Annotated in this window: 29 protein-coding genes; 2 read left to right on the top strand and 27 right to left on the bottom strand. The window is 39.1% G+C overall.

Features of this window, described 5'->3' with window-relative positions; genetic code table 11:
- Positions 1-2: 2 nt before the first annotated feature.
- Positions 3-737, bottom strand: a complete 735-nt coding sequence (locus ACA086_RS07705) for a sugar-binding protein (protein WP_371002759.1) — start codon at positions 735-737, stop codon at positions 3-5.
- A 255-nt stretch (positions 738-992) separates the two neighbouring features.
- Positions 993-1,673 (bottom strand): peptide-methionine (S)-S-oxide reductase MsrA, encoded by a 681-nt coding sequence (gene msrA, locus ACA086_RS07700; protein WP_371002758.1) that lies wholly within the window; start codon positions 1,671-1,673, stop codon positions 993-995.
- 117 nt (positions 1,674-1,790) lie between these two features.
- Between msrA and ACA086_RS07695 the strand changes: the two genes are divergently transcribed.
- A complete protein-coding gene (locus ACA086_RS07695) occupies positions 1,791-2,462 on the top strand; it encodes a peptidoglycan DD-metalloendopeptidase family protein (RefSeq protein WP_371002757.1) in 672 nt (223 codons plus the stop codon).
- A gap of 4 nt (positions 2,463-2,466) precedes the next feature.
- Here ACA086_RS07695 and ACA086_RS07690 read toward each other — a convergent pair whose 3' ends face one another.
- The 16 genes from ACA086_RS07690 to ACA086_RS07615 form a co-directional block, all read right to left on the bottom strand.
- A complete protein-coding gene (locus ACA086_RS07690; protein WP_371002756.1) occupies positions 2,467-3,033 on the bottom strand; it encodes a hypothetical protein in 567 nt (188 codons plus the stop codon).
- Positions 3,034-3,137: 104 nt separating this feature from the next.
- Positions 3,138-3,704, bottom strand: a complete 567-nt coding sequence (locus ACA086_RS07685) for a hypothetical protein (RefSeq protein WP_371002755.1) — start codon at positions 3,702-3,704, stop codon at positions 3,138-3,140.
- Between the two features lie 22 nt (positions 3,705-3,726).
- Positions 3,727-4,047 (bottom strand): hypothetical protein, encoded by a 321-nt coding sequence (locus tag ACA086_RS07680; protein ID WP_371002754.1) that lies wholly within the window; start codon positions 4,045-4,047, stop codon positions 3,727-3,729.
- Between the two features lie 390 nt (positions 4,048-4,437).
- The gene (locus tag ACA086_RS07675; protein ID WP_371002753.1) at positions 4,438-4,791 is read right to left on the bottom strand and encodes a hypothetical protein; all 354 of its coding nucleotides are present in this window, start codon (positions 4,789-4,791) and stop codon (positions 4,438-4,440) included.
- Positions 4,792-4,833: 42 nt separating this feature from the next.
- Positions 4,834-5,253: a hypothetical protein gene (locus ACA086_RS07670; protein ID WP_371002752.1), complete on the bottom strand. Its 420-nt coding sequence runs from the start codon at positions 5,251-5,253 to the stop codon at positions 4,834-4,836.
- A 21-nt stretch (positions 5,254-5,274) separates the two neighbouring features.
- A complete protein-coding gene (locus tag ACA086_RS07665; RefSeq protein WP_371002751.1) occupies positions 5,275-5,649 on the bottom strand; it encodes a hypothetical protein in 375 nt (124 codons plus the stop codon).
- Positions 5,650-5,874: 225 nt separating this feature from the next.
- Positions 5,875-7,728 carry a tetratricopeptide repeat protein gene (locus ACA086_RS07660; RefSeq protein ID WP_371002750.1) on the bottom strand — a complete coding sequence of 618 codons (1,854 nt, stop codon included), beginning with the start codon at positions 7,726-7,728 and terminating at the stop codon, positions 5,875-5,877.
- A 223-nt stretch (positions 7,729-7,951) separates the two neighbouring features.
- Complete coding sequence (locus ACA086_RS07655; protein WP_371002749.1) at positions 7,952-8,440, bottom strand: TlpA family protein disulfide reductase; 489 nt, start codon at positions 8,438-8,440, stop codon at positions 7,952-7,954.
- A gap of 82 nt (positions 8,441-8,522) precedes the next feature.
- The gene (locus ACA086_RS07650) at positions 8,523-8,864 is read right to left on the bottom strand and encodes a zinc ribbon domain-containing protein YjdM (RefSeq protein ID WP_371002748.1); all 342 of its coding nucleotides are present in this window, start codon (positions 8,862-8,864) and stop codon (positions 8,523-8,525) included.
- Positions 8,865-9,037: 173 nt separating this feature from the next.
- Positions 9,038-10,717 (bottom strand): ATP-dependent endonuclease, encoded by a 1,680-nt coding sequence (locus tag ACA086_RS07645; protein WP_371002747.1) that lies wholly within the window; start codon positions 10,715-10,717, stop codon positions 9,038-9,040.
- Positions 10,714-12,051 (bottom strand): restriction endonuclease subunit S, encoded by a 1,338-nt coding sequence (locus ACA086_RS07640; protein ID WP_371002746.1) that lies wholly within the window; start codon positions 12,049-12,051, stop codon positions 10,714-10,716. The genes ACA086_RS07645 and ACA086_RS07640 overlap by 4 nt, the downstream gene beginning before the upstream one ends.
- Positions 12,032-14,323, bottom strand: coding sequence for an N-6 DNA methylase (locus ACA086_RS07635; protein ID WP_371002745.1), 2,292 nt, complete (start codon positions 14,321-14,323; stop codon positions 12,032-12,034). Before ACA086_RS07635 ends, ACA086_RS07640 begins: the two co-directional genes overlap by 20 nt.
- Positions 14,324-14,327: 4 nt before the next feature.
- Positions 14,328-14,540 (bottom strand): helix-turn-helix transcriptional regulator, encoded by a 213-nt coding sequence (locus ACA086_RS07630; protein ID WP_371002744.1) that lies wholly within the window; start codon positions 14,538-14,540, stop codon positions 14,328-14,330.
- Positions 14,541-15,013: 473 nt separating this feature from the next.
- Entirely contained in the window at positions 15,014-15,733 is a 720-nt protein-coding gene (locus ACA086_RS07625) for a DUF6090 family protein (RefSeq protein ID WP_371002742.1), read from the bottom strand.
- A gap of 241 nt (positions 15,734-15,974) precedes the next feature.
- Complete coding sequence (locus ACA086_RS07620; protein WP_371002741.1) at positions 15,975-16,340, bottom strand: arsenate reductase family protein; 366 nt, start codon at positions 16,338-16,340, stop codon at positions 15,975-15,977.
- 22 nt (positions 16,341-16,362) lie between these two features.
- Positions 16,363-16,581, bottom strand: a complete 219-nt coding sequence (locus ACA086_RS07615) for a hypothetical protein (RefSeq protein WP_371002740.1) — start codon at positions 16,579-16,581, stop codon at positions 16,363-16,365.
- Positions 16,582-16,873: 292 nt separating this feature from the next.
- Between ACA086_RS07615 and ACA086_RS07610 the strand changes: the two genes are divergently transcribed.
- Positions 16,874-17,743 (top strand): universal stress protein, encoded by an 870-nt coding sequence (locus tag ACA086_RS07610; protein WP_371002739.1) that lies wholly within the window; start codon positions 16,874-16,876, stop codon positions 17,741-17,743.
- A gap of 86 nt (positions 17,744-17,829) precedes the next feature.
- Here ACA086_RS07610 and ACA086_RS07605 read toward each other — a convergent pair whose 3' ends face one another.
- The 9 genes from ACA086_RS07605 to mscL all read right to left on the bottom strand — a co-directional run bounded on the left by ACA086_RS07605 (position 17,830) and on the right by mscL (position 24,593).
- Complete coding sequence (locus tag ACA086_RS07605; protein WP_371002738.1) at positions 17,830-18,960, bottom strand: Gfo/Idh/MocA family protein; 1,131 nt, start codon at positions 18,958-18,960, stop codon at positions 17,830-17,832.
- 36 nt (positions 18,961-18,996) lie between these two features.
- On the bottom strand, positions 18,997-19,722 hold the full coding sequence (locus tag ACA086_RS07600; protein ID WP_371002737.1) for a DUF6090 family protein: 726 nt from the start codon (positions 19,720-19,722) through the stop codon (positions 18,997-18,999).
- 2 nt (positions 19,723-19,724) lie between these two features.
- Positions 19,725-20,021 (bottom strand): GIY-YIG nuclease family protein, encoded by a 297-nt coding sequence (locus tag ACA086_RS07595; RefSeq protein ID WP_371002736.1) that lies wholly within the window; start codon positions 20,019-20,021, stop codon positions 19,725-19,727.
- Positions 20,022-20,195: 174 nt separating this feature from the next.
- The gene (locus ACA086_RS07590) at positions 20,196-21,278 is read right to left on the bottom strand and encodes a DUF6090 family protein (protein ID WP_371002735.1); all 1,083 of its coding nucleotides are present in this window, start codon (positions 21,276-21,278) and stop codon (positions 20,196-20,198) included.
- A gap of 32 nt (positions 21,279-21,310) precedes the next feature.
- The gene (locus ACA086_RS07585; RefSeq protein ID WP_371002734.1) at positions 21,311-22,024 is read right to left on the bottom strand and encodes a hypothetical protein; all 714 of its coding nucleotides are present in this window, start codon (positions 22,022-22,024) and stop codon (positions 21,311-21,313) included.
- 94 nt (positions 22,025-22,118) lie between these two features.
- Positions 22,119-22,433: a GIY-YIG nuclease family protein gene (locus ACA086_RS07580; RefSeq protein ID WP_371002733.1), complete on the bottom strand. Its 315-nt coding sequence runs from the start codon at positions 22,431-22,433 to the stop codon at positions 22,119-22,121.
- A gap of 92 nt (positions 22,434-22,525) precedes the next feature.
- A complete protein-coding gene (locus ACA086_RS07575) occupies positions 22,526-23,350 on the bottom strand; it encodes a DUF6090 family protein (RefSeq protein WP_371002732.1) in 825 nt (274 codons plus the stop codon).
- A complete protein-coding gene (locus tag ACA086_RS07570; RefSeq protein ID WP_371002731.1) occupies positions 23,343-24,104 on the bottom strand; it encodes a DUF6090 family protein in 762 nt (253 codons plus the stop codon). Before ACA086_RS07570 ends, ACA086_RS07575 begins: the two co-directional genes overlap by 8 nt.
- A gap of 39 nt (positions 24,105-24,143) precedes the next feature.
- Complete coding sequence (gene mscL, locus ACA086_RS07565; protein WP_371002730.1) at positions 24,144-24,593, bottom strand: large conductance mechanosensitive channel protein MscL; 450 nt, start codon at positions 24,591-24,593, stop codon at positions 24,144-24,146.
- Between the last annotated feature and the right edge of the window lie 324 nt (positions 24,594-24,917).

The following is a 24,917-nucleotide window of genomic DNA, read 5'->3' as shown; positions in this document are numbered from 1 at the left end:
TCTTATTCCTCCAGTACCAGGGTGCCAAAAATATCTGCATTGATCCATCCCTGGTTTTTATCCTCTCCTGGAACAAATACCGATCCTATAAAATTTTCCCGCTCCGCACTGCCGTCATTATCGCAGTAGGCCAGGGCAAATCCCACTTTTTTATCAGCCTTCAGGGGCACGTGTACATTAACGGCGCCGTCCTGGTAGGTATCTTTATATAGCCTGATGGCCATCTCCCAGGTAGTGAGATTGCCTTCGGTTTCCCTGGCCGAGCTGATATGGTCATTGTAAAGGCGGGGCTCGCGATCAGGTGCCAGGTCTACCACATTCCCGTCGAGGGCGATATGATAGGCAAAGGCGTTATGGCTGAACTGGTGCAGTCCACCCGAATTGTCTTCATCGAGGAAGACCTCCACACAGTCGTCATCCCACCAGAGCTTTAACGGATCTTTGCGGGCATCATAGAGGGTGTCATCCGTGATCTCCACCAGAAGGTAGAGGTAGTCCTCATCCCAGCTGAGCTTGTAGCGACCGTTAAAATCCTCAAAACTGTAGGCGTCGCCCAGCCAATTCTGATCGATGGGGTGCCATGTGGCCAGGTTCCAAACGTTTTCGGTGGCCTTGCCGTCGAGCGTTGGGGGCGTGTTTGTCTTTTTTACCACCAGCAACTGATGGTCTTTTTTCTTTGTGGAGCTGCCACAGCTTAAACAACACACCATGGCAAAAAGCAATAGGGCGTATCTCATTTTCAACAGGTTTAAAGTTCGCTACGGCAAGGTGGCACCAACTGAGGCCCGCAATAGTGGGGTACTAAGCGGCACATTTGCCATAGACTTGGGGTTTCTTTAGCAGATTAAAGATACAATTTATCCCCATTCATATTGAGTTTTCATGAAAATCTCGATAAAAAACGTAAGAAACCAATTCTTAAATAGTAAGAAAATAGTTTAAATAAATTGATCAACCCTGGCCTTGCCAGGCGTATTTCTGGTATCATGCTCTTAGTGGGCATCTTCCTTCAGATAGTCCTTAAAGTTTGCCTTAAACCTATTCAGACGGGGGATGGAGACGTTCCTGATATAGGAATCATTGGGATGCTTGCGCTCGTAGTCCTGGTGGTAGTCTTCGGCCTCCCAGAAGGTGGTCAGAGGCTTAATTTCGGTAACGATGGGTTCGCCATAGACACCACTCTCTTCCAAAGCCTTCAGATAGGCTTCTATGATCTTTTTTTCTTCCTCATTCTCGTAAAAGGCGATGGAACGGTACTGAGGACCCCGGTCTGGTCCCTGCCGGTTTAAGGTGGTAGGATCATGGGAACCAAAAAATACCTGTACCAGCTCAAAGAAGGAGACTTTTTCAGGATCGTAATAAACTTCTACCGCCTCAGCATGGGAAGTGCGACCGTAACTTACCTGCTGGTAGGTAGGATTCTCTTCTGTTCCTCCGGCATAGCCCGATACGGCTTCTTTTACGCCTTTGACACTTTCAAAAATGGCCTCTACACACCAGAAACAACCACTAGCAAAATAGGCAGTCTCGTATTCCTGCAGCTCGGCCTTGGTGATCTTTTCAGCCTGCAGCTCCGGTTCGGGTTGTGCCTGGGCAGGGGTTTTGGTTTTCGACTGGCAACTTACAGAGACCAGGGCAAGGAGGGCAAAAAGGGTAGTTTTTAGCAATTTCATAGCAATTTTTAGCTTTTTTGTACGGGGAAGGTATAAAACCTTACAAAAAATGGGGTTAAAGCAGTGTTAATTATCCGGGGAGAATGGCCTATCTTACCCTTTTAAAAGACGATGTAATTGGCAGATATTCCTCACATCCTATCTTCAATTCAAGCCGGCCCAGTGCTTGACGCTTCCATTTCCTTCAGGGAATATACTCCCCTTGATCTCAGTGTGGACAACAACGCACTTGAGGGAATCGACCTCTCTGATCCTAATGCCTGCCAGGAGTATATCGATTCGGTCTTAGCAGGGAACAATGCCAGGGTGGCCTATGGCGGCTATCTGGAGAGGCGAAACCTCTACAGCGGGAATGAGGCTTTTTCGAAAGGGGAGGAGCCAAGAGATGTGCATTTGGGGGTCGACTTCTGGGCGGAGGCCGGGACCAAAGTACTCACGCCTATAGATGGCGAGGTACACAGCTTTAAGAACAATGCTATAAAAGGAGATTACGGCCCTACTATCATTTTAAAGCATACGGTAAAGGGGGTGGTATTCCACAGCCTGTACGGGCATTTGTCGCTGGAATCCCTAGACGGTTTGTATCCGGGAAAACCTTTTAAAAAAGGCGAAGTCCTGGCTACATTAGGTACGCCGGAAGTTAATGTTAACTATGCGCCCCATCTGCATTTTCAATTGATACTTAATATGCAAGGGATGCAGGGCGACTATCCCGGAGTTTGCCTGGTATCGGAAAAAGGGTTCTACCGGGCCAATTGCCCGGATCCGAACCACTTGTTTTCACTTTAGGTATTTACTTTTTGCTTTTCTTTACAAAGACCAGGTCGTCTTCGGTAATGGTCATTTCGGGGCTAAGTTGTTTTACATCTTTTCCCTTTTCCTGCATCTTTTCGTAGTTCTCCATCCCGCGGGCGATCACTTCGGCCATATCGGTCTGTATCTCTGCCAGTTTTTCTTCTGAAAAAGTTCTGGCTTCTTGTTTGGTGACCAGTTTCTGTATCTTCTTCATTTTATAGTCTGATACATCCACAGGGATAAGTCGAACACTCGCTTTGAGTCCGCCCATCTTTGGTACTACATCGATCAGGTAGGTGCCTCCAGCCTGCAACTCGGCTTCCACAAAGGATTTGTTTTCAGAACGAGCCCAGAAAAGGTGTTTCCCCGGTTCGCATTCATAGACAAAATAGCCAAGGCCGTTAAACTTTCCTATGGCTTCTTCCCCGTCAAAATAGGTAAAGTTGATCAGGGCCCCCAGGGCACTGGCGCGAGTAAAATAGACGGTGCTTGTCTCCGCAGGAGGTTGGGCAAAGGCCAGGGTGGTTTGTGCAAGGACAATTAAAAGAACAAGAATATTTTTCATGTTTTGTGCTTTAATATGAGTGTTAAATTGTTGATTTTTCTAAGGAGCTAACGAAAAAGAACTCAGGATATTTTAACACGAGATTCCAGGCTTAATAGTTTTTCCTAGTCTAGAGGAATAGAGACCCCAAAGGCGGCTGCCCCGGCAAATTGCCTTACGGTGGGGTGGAAATAGTAGGTAAAGGCAACATCAAAATTATTCTCAGGCCCCAGGGCGAGGCCTAGAGCGAAGGGGATATGGTAGATAAGGCCACTGGCCTGGAGGTCGGTACCAGAAGAAAAGGTCTCAAAACTGCCTATGGATACCCCTATCCCGCCTTCCACATAAGGGGCCACCCAGGGAATGGGCGCTACGAGGCGGGCCTTCCCACCCAGCAGGGCACCGTTTGAATCTGAGCGAAAGCGTGGCCCGGGCGGTTCATCATCCCTAAAGCGGGTTTTGGCAAAGATGACCCCGGCATAGGGGCGGAGTTCAAACCAGGTGGTAATGGGGTGGACGTATTCCCCCTGCATGTAAAAACCGGTACCTGTAACGTTTACGTCGTCATAGGGGACGCTCAGGCCATAGCCTGCGACTACATCTATTGAGCGTTCACTGACATACTGGGCGGAGGTGAGTTGGGAAAAGAATAAGGATAATGTAAGGAAAAGGAAGGGTAATTTTTTTTTCATGCGATAAGGGGAAATACCATTTCTATTTTTTAAATATAAATAATAATCCATGTACCAGCAGCACTAAAATGGAACTCAGGGGAATTCCTGTGCTGAAAACCCAGAAAATTTTCATGGCCAGCTGGCCACCCCGGAAGGAATCCACTTCACTGAAATTAAAGTTCATATTTCCCGCAAGAAAATAGGAGAGGGGTAGCCATAAAATACCAAGTACAATAAGGATTTTCAGGAAAAGGGATAATACCTTGTAGGCCTTACCCTTCGGTGTCCTGAACCTGCTGCTGCCCCAGTAGAGGACAAAGGGCAGGGAGATCATGATGGCCCAGGTACTAAATGAACCCAACGGGAGTGTATCATTTTTTCCGAGGGGGAAATTTAGAAGGGGTGAAGCCGAAAACAGCAGATAACTACACACTAAAAATAGGAGGAGGGAGACATAAAAAAATAGTTGAGGCCGTTTCATGAATATAAATTTAGCATAAGAACAGCTTACTTTCTATAAATGTTTTTGACTTATCGAATCAGGGGGCATTGCAAGTGGTCATCGTCTTAATTTACCAGAGGTTTTTATTTTTAAAAAGAAATAAAAAATTGAGCAAACGTCTGCTATACAATAAAGGTTCACAAAAGCGAAACACCATATTCTCAGGGTTTATCGAGAATACGGTGAATCGTTTTAACTTGGCTTATCAGCTATTTTACAACTAAACCATACCACCAAATATTGACGTTTTTACTTTAGGGAAATACAGGAAGTTCCTTTAAAAGTAGTACTCACGATAACATCGTTTTCATTGGCTGTGAATGATGTTTGGCAATAATTTTGTGTTGCCATTTGGTATGTTTCATCAGCAAATGGGTTTTGTCTGGTAGTTACCAGGGAATTATTTACATACAAATACGTATACATCTTACTCCCATTTGGCATTTCGTAAATGTCACTAGGCGGTCCCCAGCTGTTAATTAAGGTATTTACGTCGGCTCCTCTCCATGTATTAATTCTATTGGCATAATTCTTTGATGTAACACAAGAGCTTAGTAGTATGCCTATTCCTAAAATTTGAATTGTTTTTATTAGCGTTTTCATTTTTGTGGATTTATAAAGTTTATCAATTAATGTGGGTTTAGATTAGTTCCTATCTAAATCCAGGTCAGGAAATTCTAAAAGGGTGTTCTCGCACTTTGTAACCTCATATTGAGAGATGGTATTATCATGCTGCTTATCCTGACACCTGGAGCATCTTTCTCTTTCATAAACAAAAGTGTAGAGCATGTATACCCCAGGAGGTAAAATGATATTCTCTGATCGTCTGGAAGGGATAATATAATCTGGAGGTAAATCATTTTCTACAATACCGCTTGTGTCAGAACTTTCCTCAATAAAGTATACGTAGAGTGGGTAAAAACTTTCGTTATTTTTAATGGTTAATGTGGTAGAGATATCACATGTTTCCTCTTTGCTACAGGAAACCAAAAGGGTCATTGCGCTTATAATTAACAAACACAGAGTGTTTATTTTAAGGTTGTGGATTTTATATATAGATCTCATGATTATTATATTTTATAGAGGTTAATTTGAATATCTTAGGAATTCTTCCTGACAGCTGTATATGTCAATTTCCAAACTACTATCTACGGTAGTCCATTGACCATTACTGGTTTCATATCTCAGATAGAGCGTATAGGGACCTTCGGGTAATGTAATTGTTTCTTTACCCTGCGGATTTATAATATGATCCCCGTCTCTGTCTGAGCGGTCTACGCTGGTAGCATTTTCGTAAATGTGAAGATCATAAGAGCGGTTGTCGTTAGTTATGGTTAGCCAACCATTGCCATCGCATGTTTCCGGATCTTCTACCGAACAGGAAGTAAAGCTTGCAACTAATACAAGCTGAAATAGTAAAGTGCAAACACTAAGGACTTTTCGATTTACATAAGTTTTCATAATACATTGTTTTGTGGATTTGTGTTTAGTTTTTGGAGTGACTTGCTTCTGGTTTAGTCTGCAGCCCTAACCAGAGCAAGACTCCACAAAACTTGTTTGTCAACTTAATGACAAGGCAAACCTAAGTGGTTGATAATGAGTATAAAAAAAAGGAAGGGGTACAAAGGGGGTACACCCTGTTAAACCGAATGTTTACAGGGGTTTTGAGACCTTATGTGAAATGAATTAAATCGCTAATACAGCGGTTTCCAGAGAATCCTGAGGGGTTAAATCCATTTTTTTTCGCAGGCGTTGTCTCGCTTTTTTTACCCCTTCAGTAGATATATTTAATATGGTGGCAATTTCTTTTGAAGACATATTCATTTTTAAAAGTGCCATAAACCGAAGTTCATTTTTTGTCACTTCAGGGTATTTCATCTTAACGTTAGAACTAAAATCCTTGTGAACCTGCTCAAAATATTGGGTAAAGTTTTCCCAGCTTCTGTCATCCTGCTGGTCGAAATTTATGGTTTTAATAAGCTCCTGATAGCCTTTACTCTCTTTGGATGCTGCTTTAAGGGTTTTTGCTTGTTTTTTTAAGTTCTCTAAAACCTCGTTCTTTTTGGCCAGGTGCAAGGCATGCGTGGTGAGTTCTTTCTTTTTAAAAGCTAATTCAGCATCCAGTTTTTCCTTTTCCAAACGATTGCGCTTCATTTTTTGACGAATGGCATAAAAACCCAGGCCAAAAAATAAAAGTGACAGTATAAGCCCTCCACCCAAAAGCAATCTTTGCAAGTCATTTATCCTGGCTTCCTGTTCAAGAAGAGAAATTGCAGTTTCTTGTTGGGCAATCTGTAATTCCTTTTTTTCTGTTTCATAGATCGTTTTAAGCTTTTCTATTTCTTTCGTTTTTTCAATATGAAACAAACTATCTTGTATGATCTTGAACTTCCTAAAATCTTCCAAAGCAGGTTTAAAAGCATTCTTTTTTTGATGAATGTTTGAACGCAATCTGTATGATAGTGAGAGCATATTTGGTAAGTCAACAGAATCAGCTAGTTTAATAGCATTATTAGCATATTGTAATGCCATATCGGTACTATTGTCCTCATAATAAAACTCACTGATTTGATAAGCAGATACAATTACATCCATAATACGGGCGTTTTGTTTACCAAGATCCATAGCGGTTTTTAAACAATTAAGCGCTTTGTCAGGTTGGTTTAATCGAACATAAGTTTTGCCTAACTCAATAAGCGTTAGACCTTCATTAGCTTTGCTTTGCATTTCGCGAGCTAACTGCAGCGCTTCCACAAGGATCTTTTCGGCTTTGTCATAGGCTTTGAGATGATAATAATTACCGCCAATATTCATAAGGCATTGGGCTAGAAAATCTAGATCATTTTCTTCTTCATAAATCGCCCTGGCCTCATATAAATACTTATTGGCATTTTTATAATTTCCTAATTCAGACTCTATCCTACCTATTTCAGATAAGGTATCCGCTCTTTCCAATCTATTATAAGGTTTTGTAATGAGTTTTAATGCTTTATAGGAATAGTCGAGTGCTTTTTCATAATCTCCTTTTTCTCTAAATATTAACCCCATAAACTTATATGCTAAACCTATTCCCGTGGGATTGTTGTTTGCTTCCTCAATAGCGATATTTTTTTGGGTAAGCTCTATTGCAAGATCATGATCTCCCTTTTCAAGAGCTATAGTTCCGAAAGCACTGTTAACCAAAGCTTCTCCTTCTGTGTAACCATTAGTTTCAAAAATTGACTTGGCTTTTTTAAAGAAAATTATGGCAGAATCTTTCTGTCCCACTTGTCTAAAACTGGTGCCTATATTAAAATTTGCATATCCAATTTCCTCGGTTTCATTTAGTTTCGTCGCCAGATCAAGCATGTCGAAGGCATATTTTTTAGCCAACTCAACATCATTGTATAATGTGGCATAGTGCAGTCTGTCTAGTATGTAAACCTTATCGGCATTGTCTGGGAGACTGTTATAGATATTTAGTAAACTATCAGCTTTTATATTGTTTTGAGAAAATAATAGTAATGGGAATAGAAGGAGTATAAAAAGAGCCTTTTTCATTTAAACAAGAGTTGGTGTTTTATAAAAATACTTTTTTTATTCCTTGTAAATCAAATCGTACTTTTTTGAACCAAACTTAAAATAGGGGCTAAGAATTTGGATTGTTCTTATGATGCCTGCTATTGAGGGTATTTAAGTTTTGGAGAGATGTGCAGTGATTAGGCATTAGCGTGCTCAGCTAAGAATGATCTAGTATCGGGTCTTCTGCAGCGCTATAGTCTTTTTACCCGTTATTTAACAGCTCCCGGATCACCTCTGTGGTAAGTTCAAATCCAGGCTGTTCGGGAAAGCCTTCCCAGACCACGATACCTTCGGGATTTATAATGACGCAATGGGGGATAGCTTGTATTTTATATTTGCGTTTCATCCGTTTCCGGGAATCGATGGCACTGAAATATTCAACGGCAGGGTTCTTTTGTTTTCTTACTTTAAACCAGGGTTCATCGCTTATTCCGATTACCACCAGTTCGTTGTGGAACAGGCGGTTAAAGGCGTTGAGTTTTGGGATGGCCCGTTTGCAGGGGGCACACCAGGTAGCCCAGAAATCGATTAAGACAAATTTTCCTTTTGTATCAGGGGTTTCAGAAAGCCATTGTTCTACGATTAGTTCCGGGGCCTTTTTGTTGAGGTAAGATTTGGCCCATATTTTTTTCTCCTGAGCCATGCAGTTAAAGACAAGGAAGAGGAGCATTAGGGAGGTAAAGGATTTCATATGATTTTAGGACCGTGTGTTAAGCGTTAATACGTTTGCGCTATGAGTTGCTAATATATGTTTTTGATAAGAGTTTTTTAAATTATGCCTTCCTGACAAACTCAGATTTGAGTCCCATAGAGCCAAAGCCATCTATTTTGCAGTCGATATTATGGTCGCCTTCTCCCAGGCGGATGTTCTTTACTTTGGTGCCTGCCTTTACGGGTTTTGGAGCCCCTTTTACAGGAAGGTCTTTGATGACGATCACCGAATCTCCATCGGCAAGTACATTCCCGTTTACATCTACCACTTTAGCGCCCTCTTCCTCGGGTTTTTCCTCAGGATTCCATTCGTGGAAACATTCCGTGCAGGCGTATATGGCGTTGCCCAGGGAATACCCGTAAGGGGAAGCGCATTTGGGGCAGGGGGTGGTTGTGTTGGGCATGGGGTTGGTTTATTGAATCAAAAGCTATTGAAAATGGTTATCAACTTAATTTACTAGAGGGTTTTATCATTGCGTTTTTCAATCAGCTTTGGTAAAGAAATAATTTTTGTAATTTTTAGTTTTTTACATTGGTCTGAGCGAATTGCAAATGTGTATGGCTTTAAGCGTTGGCATTATTTCGTTTTAATTTCTAAAATCAAATCAAACACTTTTTTAAAGTGTCTAAATTCCGTGTCAGGAAATTCGTTGCAATCCTTCTCTAAATGCCTTTTTACTTGTCTTTTAGTTACTATCGAATCTAATCCTTTAAAAGAATTCAAAACATATCGATTTAATAACTCTTTACTAAAATAGTCCTCAACATTAAATTTTAAACCACCTCTATACCATTGTCTGATTGGATAAACCGCAATCCATATATCACCCTTTTTTCTATAACCATTGAAATTATTTGCGCCAAAGGATTTCTCACTGGTTCTATCAAAAATTTTATTTACCGCACTCCATCCTGATTCATCACTGTCAAAAAAGGCGATTATTTGTTGACCTGGTTTTGGAGTGAATTTTTCTGCTAATAACTTCACACCATCAGCACCTCCACAAGGCAAATATTCAAATTCAAGATTTGCGTACCCCGGTTCTGTCTGTTTTAAAACGTCTAAAGCTTTTTTTAGAAAAACTTCGTCAGTTTTTCCTTCAACTAAAAGTATGTCATTCAGTGAGTTTAGAAAGATGTTTTGCTCCTGATAACTCCAAATTCCCTTTGTTAACTCATAAACGATTTTCTGTTTTTCCATTTCTTCAACTTGGGCGTCATTATTGTCTTTTTTTGAAAGCATTGTAATGTGTTTCAAGTCAAAATTATGAGTTAGAGTAGGTGAGTGAGTTGTCAAAATATTTTCGCGGTTAGAATATGCTTTTAAAAGCTTTTCAATTTGCACTTTGTTTGAAAGGTGAATATGACTATCGGGCTCATCTAAAAGTATCAATGAATCTTCATCTCCTATTACTTCTAAAATTAACATTATTAGCAATAGTTTCTTTTCACCTTCGCTTAAACTTTCTGCTTTAAGTCCTGTATTATAGTCAATCTCAATTCTAGTGATGACCTTGTCGTCTTGAGGCATAAAAGCAGCAGCAAGGTATTTGAACAAATCAATCTCATTTATGAAGTTCAATCTATTCTTAAACTCTTCTAACGTTATGGTTATTGATGCTGCATTTGTAGGATTCAAAGTTTCAAGCATATTTTTAACTGGGTTGGCAGACCAAGTATTCAGTTTCGGAATGTTAAAGTCAAAAGTTATGCTGTTAATTGCATCAATTCCTAAGGTGTCCTTGCAAAAATTTCTAATATCTGTGAAAGCTGCAAAATCATAAAAATGAAGAACTAAAAGAGCAATATTCCAGTAATATTTATTGATGAAGATTAATTCAGAATCTGGAACTGTTGAACCTTTAATAGCATCAATATAATCTTTGTAAAAAGGAAAATAATATTTATCCCATAATCTGCTTTCTTCACCACTATACGAAGCAATTAATTGATTCGGTAAATGTTCAGGGCGTAATGAAGCAATGCTTCCATTTATTTTGGTTTCATAACTACCAGCTTCAAATTTTACTTCAATATTAAATGTGTCTTTTGTATATGAAAGTTCGTATTCAAAACTTGGGTTACGTCTGTTATTGTATAAACCTGCAAAAACACTACTAATAGCTTCTAAAATATTACTCTTACCACTTCCATTATTGCCGATTAAAACGGTAATGCCTTCTTTATTAGAAAAGTCTATTTCAAAATCTTCTAAATTTTTAAAACGTGTGTTTATTTTTAATTGCTGCAATCTCATATCTCAAACAAGTTTTTTTCAATTTCATTGATGCTTTCATTTATATTAGATGCAACTTTTGACTTCAATTCTTGTATATCATTTTTTATAATAGAGATACGACTGACAATAGCTGATTGAATTTCCATTGGTGGAATAACAAGAGGTGAGAACAAATACTCTTGACCGTTAATATTTGGTTGACCAGATATTCTTTGATTTGATTTTATCCAGTTTTTAAAAATCCTACTTTTAGTAAAGTATAATAAGAATTCGGGTATTATTTTTTGAGTATTCAAAATGTACTTCACAAGGTAGCCAGCAAAAATTGCTTTACCAATATCATCTTTGTAGAGAAATGTTTTTCCAACGGTATTACCTGAACGAGCAATTAAAAAATCATTTTCATCTAGAAGGTATTTCTTTTCTACTTTTTCAGCAGATACGATGTCGTCATTCAAAGTGCCATCTTCATTTATATCAGTGATTCGAATATATCTTGTATTCGTTTCTTTGTCTATAGATTTAACATTAGCTCCATACATAGGATTACCAATCACTACTTCTTGAAGAGTGCCATTTCTATATTTTTCACTCACTCCATTTTCTTCGTTTACCCATACATCCCATCTACTCACTTCAGAAAAATGATTAAAATACATACCAACCTTTTTAGCTTTTATAGCAGGAAATTTTATGAATAATTCATCTTCAATAATTTGTTCAATTTCCTGTTTCTTATCATTGATTTTATTATTAAACGAAGCTGCTTTTTCTTGTTTTTGATAATAGATGTCTAATAATTCCTTTTGAATTTCAATTGGCGGCAATGGTATATCTAAAGACTTTAAAATATCCATTGTTAGGTTTTGTCTTACCGAACCTGTTGTACTTGCATTTATAACTGTGTTAAATCTATTTGTTTTAAAGAGTTTAAATAGGAAATCAGGCAATAATGTTTCTTTACAGCTAAAAACTACATAAGCAGGACTTATATATTCGTTTTCGTGTTCCTCTGTTCTTAATCCAATACTTCCAACATTAATACGGTATGGATTGTAAGCCAACCAACCTTTTTCCATTTTTTTGTAGGCTTGGTTGATGTTTGAACCTTTCTCTTTGTAAGAATCAAAAATTCCTGTTTTGTTGTTTACACCCAAAATGCCGAATTCGTCATCAGGAAAATCAGCCAATTTTACTTTGTGGCTTTCTTCTTGAATGTGCAATCCTAATTTTACAATTGGATATTGTGATTTTATTTTTTCAAAAGAATAGCGTTTTACATCCCATAACACAACATCACTAAACGGGACTGTTTTAAACCATTCCTTTGTGTTATTGGTTGATGTTTGCATACTTTGTATAAAATGTTTCTGGTTCTCCAAATGCTACAACACGCTGAAATTTGTCGTCATATTCATCATATTGCACTTTTGTATAATGCTCATTCCAAAGTTGTTTTTCAATTCTATACTTGGTAAATTCCTTTGCAACTGGCTCTAATTCGTTTTCAATTTTTGCACCTGTGGTGCTAATACCTGCTTTTTCTACTTCTACAATAGGGATTTCGTAATCAAAATTGGTTTTTAATTCCAACTTAATTTCGTCTTCCATTTGTTGTTGAATCTGCTTTAGTTTTTCTCGTAGTTCTTTTTTTTCTTCTTTGTCAAGTCCGCGAGTTTTTATCTTTTCTTGAAGTTCAGCTATTTCTTTTCTGTGTTCATTTTTGGCATTAGTCTTTGCCGTTTCCAAAATTGTAGCATACTCTTTTACTTCGTCTTCTGAAAACTTTTTGAAGAAAAGTAAACTTGGTTTTACAGTTGCTCCTGAAGCAATAAACACATCTTGTGGAATGGACGTAATGTTTACAATTTTGGCTTTCCCTACAACGTAATCACGAACTTTTTGAAGTTTCGTGTTATTTAAAACGCCTTCTGGTAAAACTATTCCCATTCTTCCACCTGGTTTCAATAAATCAATACAACGTTCAATAAACAGAACTTCCGTAAGACTGCTCATTTTACCTGTATCAAATAAGCTCAAGACCGCTTTTCCGATATTATCGTTGATTTGTTTTAATGCTTTAGTGTATTCGTCACCATAACGATTTTTGTATTTGGCAATTCTTTCTGTATCAGTGTATTTATCTTGTTCTGTTATTTTCAGAGATTTTTCAACTCTTGCTCCAAAAGGTGGATTTGTAAGGATAATGTCAAAACGACCATCAAAAATTCCATTGACGTTTAATAATCCATCGTGATGATGAACTCCTCCGTGTCCATCTCCGTGCATTATCATATTCATTTTTGCAGTTCGAGCCATTCGTGGATTAGCATCTGTTCCATATATGCAATCGTAAGAAAGTCGTCTTAATCTGCTTTCAGGATTTAAAATATCCAATTCAGAGTTGAGTAACGTAAATTGGTCGTTAACCTTTTGGTCTATTTTTTCTTGCTCTTTTTTAGAAGCCTTGTAATATTCATCTGTGTAGTATTTTAATTTGATATTGTCTTTAGCTACCTTGATTTCATTTTCAATTTTGCTTCTTACATATTCAAAAGCTTTAATTAAAAACCCACCACTTCCACAACAAGGGTCGCAAACTGTTTCTCCTTCTTGTGGGTCAAGGATTTCCACCATATAATCAACAACTGTTCTTGGCGTAAAGAATTGTCCTAATTCCCCTCGAAATGTTTTACCAAGGAATTTTTCGAATGCAATTCCTTTGACATCATCAGAAGTAGTTGAAAGATTATAAATCTCTAATGCTTTTACAATTGCCTCAAAACTTGCTTGTTTGATTTTTATTTTTTCGTTTGAATCGAAAAGGTCATCATCTTTAAACTCATCTTTAGTTAACTCAAACCAATAGTCCATATATGGTATGTCGTCTTTTGGTCCATTTCTTTTTACGTTAATCGGTCTTATATTCTTTTCGTATTGAGCTTCTTGTTTTTTAAATTGTTTAAGAGAGAATATGTTTTCCTCATCAGGATTTCGCTCATATCGAATTTTCATAAACAAAATTTTGCTTGTTTCATCAAAAGCAGCTTCTGGTGAAAGCTTATCGTTGTTCCTAATTATGTTATGACATCGAAAAAGTAGGTTACTAAACTCATCTCTTGTAAAAGCTTTGGTTTGAGTTAATAAGTCTTTAACTTTCTTATCACTTTGTAAATCATTAAAAGTTGGAATGTCTAAAATTTCATCTTCCAAATCTTTAGGATAACCATCAAGATTTACCTTGAAAACTTTAGTATGTTTTAGATTGGTTGTAACAAAAAATGGTGATTTTACATAACGAGCATAATGCGAACCTTGAAAATAATCTCCTTCAACAATATTAATGTTGTCGGCCTTACATTCCACAACAATTGAAGGTGCTTTATTCTCAACTTCATCTTTATTTTTCCAGACAACAATATCAGCATTGGCTCTGCCAGTGCCTCTTTTATTGCCTTCGGCAACTGTTACTTCTTGTTGCATTTGGTCCAGTGCATATCCATAATGATTTACTAGTCTACAGATATATGATTGTCGTACTTTTTCCTCTGGTGTCAAGACAAGCCATTTGTCTTTAAGAGGTGCAAAGATTTTATTGTCTTCTATTTTGAGTTCTAATTTCATCTGCTTAATCTTTTTGAGTTGATATAATTAACTCCTTTAAGTCGATTTTTAACAATTCGCTAATTTTCAATAATGTTTCTAAAGAAGGTTGAACTTCATTTGTACACCATCTTGAAATCGTCGTTTCGTTTTTTTCGAGCTTTTCCGCCAACCATTTGTTGGTTTTTTCGTGTTCCGCTAAAACTGCTTTGAGTCTATTAATTGACTTTTTATTCATTTTAATCAGCATTTAATGCAAATATATCAACATTTTATGAAACTCAGTCAGTGAGCGTTGGCAAAGTGAAAGCTCTTTTTATTTTGTGAGGATCGGGCAAAATGAGATGAACTTGACCGTGTGGTTGGCTCCTTTTTCAGCTCACAGAGAACAATAAATATGCTAGTAAATACTTCCTGTATTCTTATCCAATTAAAGCAATACTATAATCTTTAGTAATATTACCAAAACAGGGACAAAATTTAAAACGTTTTTTCTTACTTCTTTTTAGGAATTATCAACAAGGGCCCTGCGGGCAAATTCCAAATAACAAATAACAAATTCCAAAACTCTCTTGGATCGAAACACTTTGCTAATGTCACATCTCGACTCCCATGCCATAGGCAGGCAGGCGCTCGATATGACAAAGGCACCTGAGGCAGGTGCTCGACCTGACAGGCGGCAAGTTTTGCTATTGCTTAAGGGTACTTATGTTATTCTTCTGAGTTGATTATAGATAGTATTTTATCCGAGGATTCAATTAATTCACTATAAAAATCTTCTAAGGCAATACATTGGTAATATCTCGAAACCAGCAGGGATTCCAGGGTTTTATCATTAAGGATTTTATCCTCGTCAATTGAAGAGGTGGGTCTAGGATCGTCCTTGTAAAATGACGACATAAATTCGAACTCATTGTCCTTCTGGAAGATCACCGCGTATTCCCCATTTATATAAGGTTCTAACTTGGTCTGAATCTGTGTATTAGAAATAAGTTCCCGCTCTTCTGTCCGCTCTATTAAGGCGTAATAATTGAGCACAGCAGTTCGTAATTCGGTATCTAATGCCGGTATTTCATTCGATTGGGTCATTGTTTCTATCCCATTGGTATTTGGGCTAAACTGAAATTCCCGTACCAGCAAGATCAAATATTTTTTCATGGAATTATTGAGGGGTACAAGCGTCTTAATTTGCGCCATTGAAGAATCGGCACATTTTATGTTTTCAGTCATATTTTCCTTTAAACTCTGCAATTGCGTCTGGTCTTCTATTAAATTCTGCCTGAGTATTTCCAGATGACTGGCTATGGACTTATCTATTTTATTGCTCTCATTCCAATTATTGATTTGAAGTGCAATTAAAATTCCTATCACCACCAGGATGATCTCACCAATGGCGTATTTGAGGTATTTCCCAGTTTTATTTTCACTCATAAGTTCATATCTAATTTTCCTAAAAAACTTAATCATGCCCTAATTTAAAGAATTATTACGCCCGAGCAGCTATCTCGGGAAATAACAAATTCCAAATCTCAAATAACAAATTCCAAGGGGGGTGGAATACTAAGCAGGGGCATGCTGATGGTAAGTTTGGAATTTGGTGCTTGGTGCTTGGAATTTTATATTCGATATGACCAGGGAATCTGAGGTAGACGGATTCTAAAAAGAATGACTTTTATATTTTAATAATATCAGTAGGAGTTTCCACCAGGATGGTGATATCTCCCCTGAGGGCGATGGGTTGTTTAAGGATCTCGGGGTGGTTGCGGATCATTTTGATCCAGTCATCCGCAGAATAGTCGTGCTGCCCAAATTGCGAACGATAAGAAGGGTGCTCCTGGTTTACCAGGTCTTTGATCTCCATTTTTAAACGCCCTGCCAACTCGGCGATCTGGGTGCCGGTAAGCGGGGTTTTTGAGATGTCTATTTCCCGTATCGGTAAACCCTCCGCTTTGGCATACGCCAGCGTCTGTTTGGCCCTGCTTGAACCGGAACTGTAAAACAATGTGATCTGCCGGTCTGATGATGCAATTTCTCCCATTAATCGAATGTAGGAATTATTTTTACTTTTTTTTACCCGTATGCGTTTCCAAATGATGCTTCAGTAATAGTTTTAAGCTCTCCAGATAGTCTTCCATGACCTTTTTTTCCATATGAGGCTCTTCTTTTACAGGGAGGGTCATGGGGTTTTCCTCCAGATAATCATAGAGTTCCGGATAATTGGTTTCAATATTCGCGGTAAGCTGGGTGATTTCCGTTAAAATTTTCTGCAGAGATTTCATGACAAGTGATTTTAAGGTTACATCATAAAGCACGGTCAGTATTTTCAGCCTTTCTGTGCCTTATTAAGCCTTGGAACTGATAACACTTCCCCTACTTAATATAATCATTTATTTGCCCATTTTTAAATGCCGGCATGGAAAAATCCGGTTGGGAATTTACGAACACATTATAAGCAGGAATTAATCACTTCCAAATGACCTGTATCAGAAATCACATGGGGTGATTAAAATCATTGTTCACCTTTTTCAGGGGCAGTAATTTTGGGTGTTATTCTATAAAAACAGCACTCAAATGAAAACAATACTATACGCCACAGACTATTCCAAAAACTCATCTGCTGCCCTGAAATACGCCCATGCCCTGAGTACCAGATTAAAGGCCCGCCTACTGGTCATTCACGTATTTGACTATCCCACCCTCTTAGACCATTTAAACTTTAAGGCTGAAGACCCTTTCCCAGGTATAGAAGGGGACGCCTTTAAAAAGCACAATGCAAAACTGCAGGAATTCTGCAAATCGACCTTAGACGGGGAGATGGATACCCTGAACATTGAGACAGCAGCTCTGGAAGGCAAGTCGGTTGAAGACGCTATCGTCAGCAAGGCTAAAGAGATTGATGCCTTTATGATCATTACAGGGATGAAGGAGGGCAGTGCCCTGCGGGAGGTACTATTGGGCAGTACGACCCAAAACCTGCTGGAGAAATCGCCCTGCCCGGTCTTAAGTATCCCTGCGGATGCCGGTGATATCAGGATTAAGACCATTGTGTATGCCACCGACTTTGAAGAGGAGGATCTGGGGGCCATTGATAAACTAACGGAATTGGCAAAGCCATTTAAGGCTAAAATCAGGATCGTGCATTTATCCAACCCTCAACGGGCCATTACGGAAGTACAGAAAAAACTTCTTGAGGAAAAGCTCAGAAAGCATATTGAGTACAGTCCGATGGAATTCGACTTCCTGTCTTCTGAGGATGTATTTACCGACCTGAAGCTCTACCTGGGCATGGCCAATGCCGATATGATTGCCATGCTGGAAAGGGAACACAAGAGCCTTGCTTCTCACTTATTCCACAGGGACATGGTAAAGCGGATGGAAGGCTATGGCCGGGTGCCCCTGATGTGTTTTAATGCAAAGAACTACGGGATATTCCATTTTTAAGGGGACTAAGTTTATTGTGGTTTTTCCTAAAACAAAGGAATTTCAAAGCTGCATGATGCAGGGAAGTAAAGCTATTTGTAATTGAACTATTCGCTTAGAACGACCGTTCTTCCGGTTGTGGCACTTTCCCTGGCGGCTTCGAGGATTTCCATGACCACCATATTGTTCTCCAGGGAGGAGAGGGCATAGGGAGGGAGTATAATCTCCTCCCTGATCACCGCTGCAAAAAGCGCAAAGGGATCGTCATAGGGAGCTTGCCTTTCCTCCAGCTGATATTTTTCTTCCTGAAACCCATCATAGCCCTCGGCAATCCGCAATCGGAGATCGTTGCGGTTATCGGCATACAAGGCACCTGTAAGGCCGTAGATTTCCATGTCTTTCCTTCCTATGGGCCAGTTCCAGGAGGCCTGTATAATAGCATTGCTTTGAGGATATGTGAGGATGATGGTAGCATCGTCATCTACAAGGGGGTTGTTTTCTATTTGCTGCTGTTGTATAACGGCAGTGACCGTCTCAGGCCTTGTTCCTTCCTGTAGCCAGGTGAGGAGGTTGGCCCCGTAGCATCCAAAATCCATCAGGGCTCCTCCGCCATTTTGTACCGGGTCGGTAAGCCATTCCAGGAATTCACTGTTTACCCCAATTTTTTTAGGTCCCCTGTGCCCGTCCCGGACCACCACCTTGCGGAGATCTCCTATTTTTCCGGATTTTAAAAGGGCGTAGGCTTTGTGGTTAGAAGGGTACCAGGTGGTTTCGTAATTAGTGAGTAGATGGATGTTGTGTTTATGGGCCAGGGCCTGCATTTTTAGGGCGTGATCGAGGCTTACTGCCAGGGGTTTTTCCACCATCACATGGATGCCAAGAGGTGCACAGGTCTCCACCACCTGCAAGTGTTCATAGATGGTCCCAAAGGCGGTTACGGCCTCGGGCTGGGTGGCTGTGATCATTTCCTCCATGGTATCATAGACCAGGCTCATGGGGAAGTTGTGTTGTTTGGCATATCTACTTGCCAGGTCGCGGTTGGGTTCAACAATGCCCACGATCTCAATATCGCCCCGGTCTTCCCGGCCCAGTATCCAGTGTACGTGGGTATGTGTAAGTCCGACTACCCCAATTTTTAACGGTTCCTGCTGGGCGTATGCCTGTAAGGAGAGGAACAGAATCATCAAAAAGGTAAGTGACCTTCTGAATTTTATGACCGGGATGAGAATAATGTGCATTTTAGATATCTGATTTACGAGAATAAATTAAGCATATTATTCTTTGGTTTCCTGTTCAATCAATGCAATGAGTTCTTTGTTTTTTTTCCGCAGGTTGAATAAATGCTGGGTGTAGAAATATTTAGCCTCAACAAAATTAAAAAGATCTATAAAGATTTTATCCTCTCTGGAAGCCAGCAGATCCCTGTACGTCCAGTTTTTCTTTTCGTAGCCATACGTCCAGTGGATTCTGTTTTCACTGGGTTTAAAGGATTCGTATACACTGGCCATCCGGGAATGGCGTTCGTCGTAGATTTCCTGTATGCCTTCGAAGAGTTCCCTGTTTTTGATCAGGCCGGAGCGGCCATCGGCGATCATGGAAGTATAGGTGGCCGTGATGGGTCTGAAGGAGATTCCCCGGTAGAATATATACTTCATCAGGGAGGTGTCTGGAGAAATAAAGAGACTTTTGTAGGTTTCTCCTTCGTAAACAGGATCTTCAAAGCTTTTGTCCATTTCATTAATAAGGCTGATCTCATTGGCATAGGTTTGTATCAGGCTGTCTAAAAGGTCATTGTCTTTTTTCAGGTCGTTTTTAATTCCGATAAGGTAGTTTCTGGCCATTTTAGCTTCTTTCTTGCCTTCGTTCCAGTTGTTAATCTGCAGGGCGATTAGAATACCGATGACCACCAGGATGATCTCCCCGATCGCATAGAGTAAGTAACGGCTCACTTTATTTTCAGCTAGGAGTCTTTGGCGTATTTTTCTAAAAAATTTGATCATGATTAATTCGTATTGTCAGGTCGAGCGGAGTCGAGACCCACTTTCTTATTGTGATTATTTGAATGCGAGACGTTTCTGCATTGGGCCAATAGTTTTAATAGATTGAAGTCGCCATGAGCTAAAGCATGTTTCTTTTTTGCACTCCAATTCTTGATTCTCTTTTCAAAATAGATGGCCTGACTTACCTCATTAAATTCTTGATGAAATATAAGATTTACTGGTCTTCTATGATATGTAAAGCACGTTTTATTCAATCCAATTTGATGTTCCTCAAGACGCTTTAATATGTTATTCGTCATGCCAATATATGTTAGGCCATCCGAACACCTTAGTATGTAGACATAATATTTATTCATTAGCCATTTTAAGATCTCACATCTCGACTCCGCTCGATGTGACAAGCAAGACCTATTAATTTAATATTAATTACAGAAATATGCTTGCATGTTTATTTTCGGAAAAATTTAATCATACTATTGAACTAATAAAAAGCCATTTTCTTTTGCCTGATATTTCATGATGCATTCTCCATTTCGAATTATTTCGAGTACAACATTTTCCGGCATACGTTTAGATGCAGGATTGATCTTTAATTCGCCTGGTTTTAATTGAATTTCTTGAACTGAATTATCCCCGTAATCAATCCATTTAACCGTGCTTATTTCATTGGAAGAATTAAATAATGGTAAATATGTTGGGGGCTCATTAAAATAACCAGTTGGCTTCTCAGACTCTTCGCACCCTATTTCAGTATATGGTGTGATATTATATTTTCCAAAAAGCTCTTTTATGTCATCTGCTTTAAAATCTCCTCTGATTCTTTTAATTTCCGCTAAAATTGCGAGGCAGGCACTCCGCACCCCGATCATTTCTCTTAGTGAGTACTTGTAACCATCGACATAGCTTGTAAGGTAATTTTTATAGACAGGATTCTTGAGAATAAAATCAACCCTTTTATTTAGAGCAGCAGAATCCAAAACCACTACATTAATTGCTGAAAACCAGGGCTGGGTTTTTATTAAAAAGTCGGTATATCCGGTTATTTGTTCTCCGTATTCAATTTCACTTTCGGTATAGCGCTCTTCTATTTTCAGATAGTTTTTTAAGTGAGGTATTAAAACTTTATAATTCTCAGGGAAGTCTTCTTGTCTGTTAACCAGTGAACTAACATCATCTGAATTTATATCTAATCTGTTTAAAGTAATTAATCCTCTTAAATTACCGTCCTCTAATAATTCCTTTCTGGATATTTCATTAAGAAGAATTTTTGAGGCATTGCTTTGCACCTCTCTGGCCCAGGCAATTTCGTAATTTGCTTCATCAATAATCTCTATAATTTCATTTTCCAAAGCATCGATTAGTTTATCGAAATCAGCCTCTTGTTTTCTCTTTTCATTCCAATTGTTCAGGCTTAGGGCTATCAAAATTCCAATAACAACAAGAATGATCTCACCAATGGCGTATTTTAGGTACCTGCCCGCCTTCGCTGAAGCTTCGGCGGACGAACCTGTTTTCGAGCCAGCCGGAGCTTTAGCAGAGGTTGGGTTTTCACTCATAAGACTGTATCGTATTTGACGGAAGAATTTTATCATATTTTATCTAATTCTTCTTGCATAAGTTCTATAACTTCTTCCGTTTGTTGTAAGAGAGATATTGTTCGCTCTTCAGTTCTCTTGATTCTCCAGTAATGGTTATTCATGATATTGGAAAATTCTACCTGTTGTAGAACTACTCTTGGATCTATTGAGAAACGCGATTTGAAATAGCGTGGGTCATCGCGTGAATCCGTATTATAATCCACGTCATCCCATTGTATCCATTTGTTTAAATATGAAGTAATTGTACTTGAAAACTGTTGTGCCCATTCATTTTCCTCCCTTTCAAGATCCTTTAATACAGAAGACCATTTACTTATTTTTCTTCTAATCTCTGGGTTGGAAATGATATTTATATTTCCAGAATTTAAAACGTCTGTCGAAATTTCACATCTTCTCGTAAAACCTATTTCCCCAAACCAGTGATTCACTTGTTCAATTTCTAAATTTGATTTTTGAGGTCCGAGTTGCATCCGAATGCTGTCACCATACAATCTCATATCAGAGATTAAATATTTACAACTTTCCATAGCCGACTTATTTGAATTGAATTCACTAAAAAGTGCTGTAATACTGGCTTTCTCTAATTTTCTTAATTGTCGATTTTCGTTCCAATTATTGACTTGTAGTGCTATTAATATACCGATGGCGACAAGGATGATCTCGCCAATGGCGTATTTGAGGTATTTGGAGGTTTTGTTTTCCATAATTAGTGATTGGCGTATTTGGCGAAAAAATTTGATCATCATATAAAATATTCTGTCATTCCTGCGAAGGCAGGAATCCACTTATAAGTTAGTTTTAGACTTCTTTAAGATTAGGCCAATCACTAGATAGATCTTCCCAATTGGGATTTTCTTTTTCAATTGCATTTATTTTCCATTGACGCTTCCATTTTTTCATGTTTTTTTCTCGCTGTATGGCATCATTAACATATTGAAAAGTTTCAAAATAGACCAATCGGTCAAGACTATACTTTTTTGTAAAACCTTCAATAAGTTTATTTTTATGCTCAAACATCCTACGTTCTAGATTGTTTGTAACTCCAATATACAATGTTCCATTATACTTGTTTGAGAGTATGTATAAATAGTATTGATGAACATTTTTATACATTCTTCTATTCTAATTGGATTCCTGCCTTCGCAGGAATGACAGCGTGCTGTTTTCAAGAAAGATATTATCTCGGATTTGTAGAAAGAATTTAGTCATGGTTGGTGGTTCTTGTGTTGGTTGATCTGCAGTTCCCATTCCAGGAGGGCCATAATTTCCAGGATGCGTTTTCTTAGGATCAGGGATTGGGAAAGGGCAAATCGGTTGGTGGATATGGCCCTTTCGAGCAGGTCTTCAAAATTTGGATGATCGAGCAGTACATTGATGTCTGCCTTGTGTCTAGACAGTCCGATACTTTCATCGAGCACTTCCGTTTGCTGATTCCCGGCCTCGATGAGGTAATTTTTTATCAATCCTGATTCTATCGCCACCTGCCTTATGGTTCTGAGCTGATAGTGTTCTATTAAAAAGGGGGTATACAGTTCATTTCGGATTTTTTTCCAGCCCAGATCATCTTCCTGTACACTAATCACATCGGAGGTCCAGAGGGAGAGTAGCAGTTTCAGGCTATCACTTCTGATAAGGCGCAAACTCCCGGAGCTCGCCAGATCGCTTACTATGGGATCGAAAGTAGAGTAGGGGATGGTCAAACCTAATAGTCGGTCCACACTATCTTTTTGGCGAAGGGAGGGATGATCGATTTGTTGGAATAGCTTTTTAACGGCCTCGATCAAATCCATCTTTACCTCTATTTTTTCATCGAGCTGTTTGAGATTGCTGGTAAACTCGGTGTGTAATTGATGAAGGATGGCCGTTTCCTCCCGGCGTTCGGCCTGTTCTTCCTTCCAGTTGTTGATCTGCAGGGCGATCAGTATACCGATGACCACCAGTAAGATCTCGCCTATGGCATAGAGAAGGTATTTTGAAAATTTATTCTCGCTGAGCATGCGCTGGCGGATGTGTCTGAAGAATTTAATCATTTATGGCATATTTATTACTGATGAGATCCATAAGATCTTGTGCCTTTTTAGCTTGCTTAAGGCAATTCTCCTCAATGAGCGTATGGGCACCGTTAAAGTATTGCAGACTGCTAATCAATTCATTGATCACCACCGGATCTTCGGATAAGAGGTCTTCCGGTTTGGCACCTTGTTTCTTTCGTTCCCGCATTATCTTTAACATCAGTTCCCCATCAAAAATTTTCCCAACGGCCTTTACATAATCAGCGGCCCAAAGCATACTGGCATCATTATAACCGTTAAATACAGATAGGGAGCTGTAGTAGATCGAGATAGCATCTGCTACATCCTTGTCTTTGATTAGCCGTAAATGACCTGAACTCTTCATTTGTTCAAAGGTCCTTTCTACAGGATTTACAAACAACCATTGCATGGTTACATCGCGTACCCAAAAAGAAAGATCCCTTATATTCTCCCTTCGATCCGATTTTTTTATTCCCATCACAATGGAATCTGTAAGCTTGTAAATAACTCTGTTGCGACTAACGACTGTTTCGTAAATGCTCAGATCATCCTCCAGATCTTCCAGCATATTCTGCATATAGGTCAATTCTACCTTGCTTTCATTTTTTTCCTCATTCCAATTATTGATCTGCAAAGCAATGAGAATACCGATGACTACCAGGATGATCTCCCCGATCGCATAGAGTAAGTAACGGCTCACTTTGTTTTCAGCTAGGAGTCTTTGGCGTATTCGTCTAAAAAATTTAATCATGTAGTGGTTTATGTTGGTTAGGTGGTTTTAGAACCGAAATCAGGGCTTCTTCTTCTCTGTAAGTTCAATTTGTTTTTCCATTAGTTCTGCGATACGGTTTAACAACTCTATGTCCTTGGGGGTAGATACTTTTACATCCTTGGGATCCTGGGCCTGGTTCCGCAGCGCATTCATAAACTTAACCACCAGAAAGACGGTAAAGCCAATGATGATAAAATCAAAGGAGGCTTCGATAAGTTTCCCATAGCCTATTGCGATCTGCTCCGGGTTGGCTACCCCATCAGTGACCACAGCCTCCCGAATCACCCATTTCTTGTTTTCCCAGTTGATGCCATCGGTTAAGAAGGAGAGGGGCGGAAGGAAGATCTCCTTTACCAGTACATCAACTACCTTGTTAAAGGCGGTACCGATGATCACCCCTATGGCGATGTCTATCATGTTTCCCTTTACGGCAAATTCCTTGAATTCTTCCAGAAGCTTAAATTTCATAGGTCTGTCTGATTTTGATATTTATCCCTTTGATTAGTTAGTCTATATGTATAGATGGATTCCGGTCAATGAAATACACGGAATTAAATGTAGGGAATTCTCAGTCTATTTAGCGGTTCTAGGTAGAGATGGCATTATAAAACATGGGAAAAGAGCTTTAAATGGAATTCTCAGGTGGGATATCTGCCGATAAACGACCCCTTTTTTCGGTAAGCGGTTTTTAGGGTTTGTGACGTTCACCGATGATTTTTTGCACTTTACCCAAGTTCTTGCCAGATACCGAAAAATAAGGGTTTTTCAGCGAACGGTAAGGGGTTGAAGGGC

This window comes from Muriicola sp. E247 (assembly GCF_041358175.1).
In the GTDB taxonomy this organism is placed as follows: domain Bacteria; phylum Bacteroidota; class Bacteroidia; order Flavobacteriales; family Flavobacteriaceae; genus Muriicola.
This window is presented reverse-complemented; position numbering and strand designations above follow the sequence as displayed.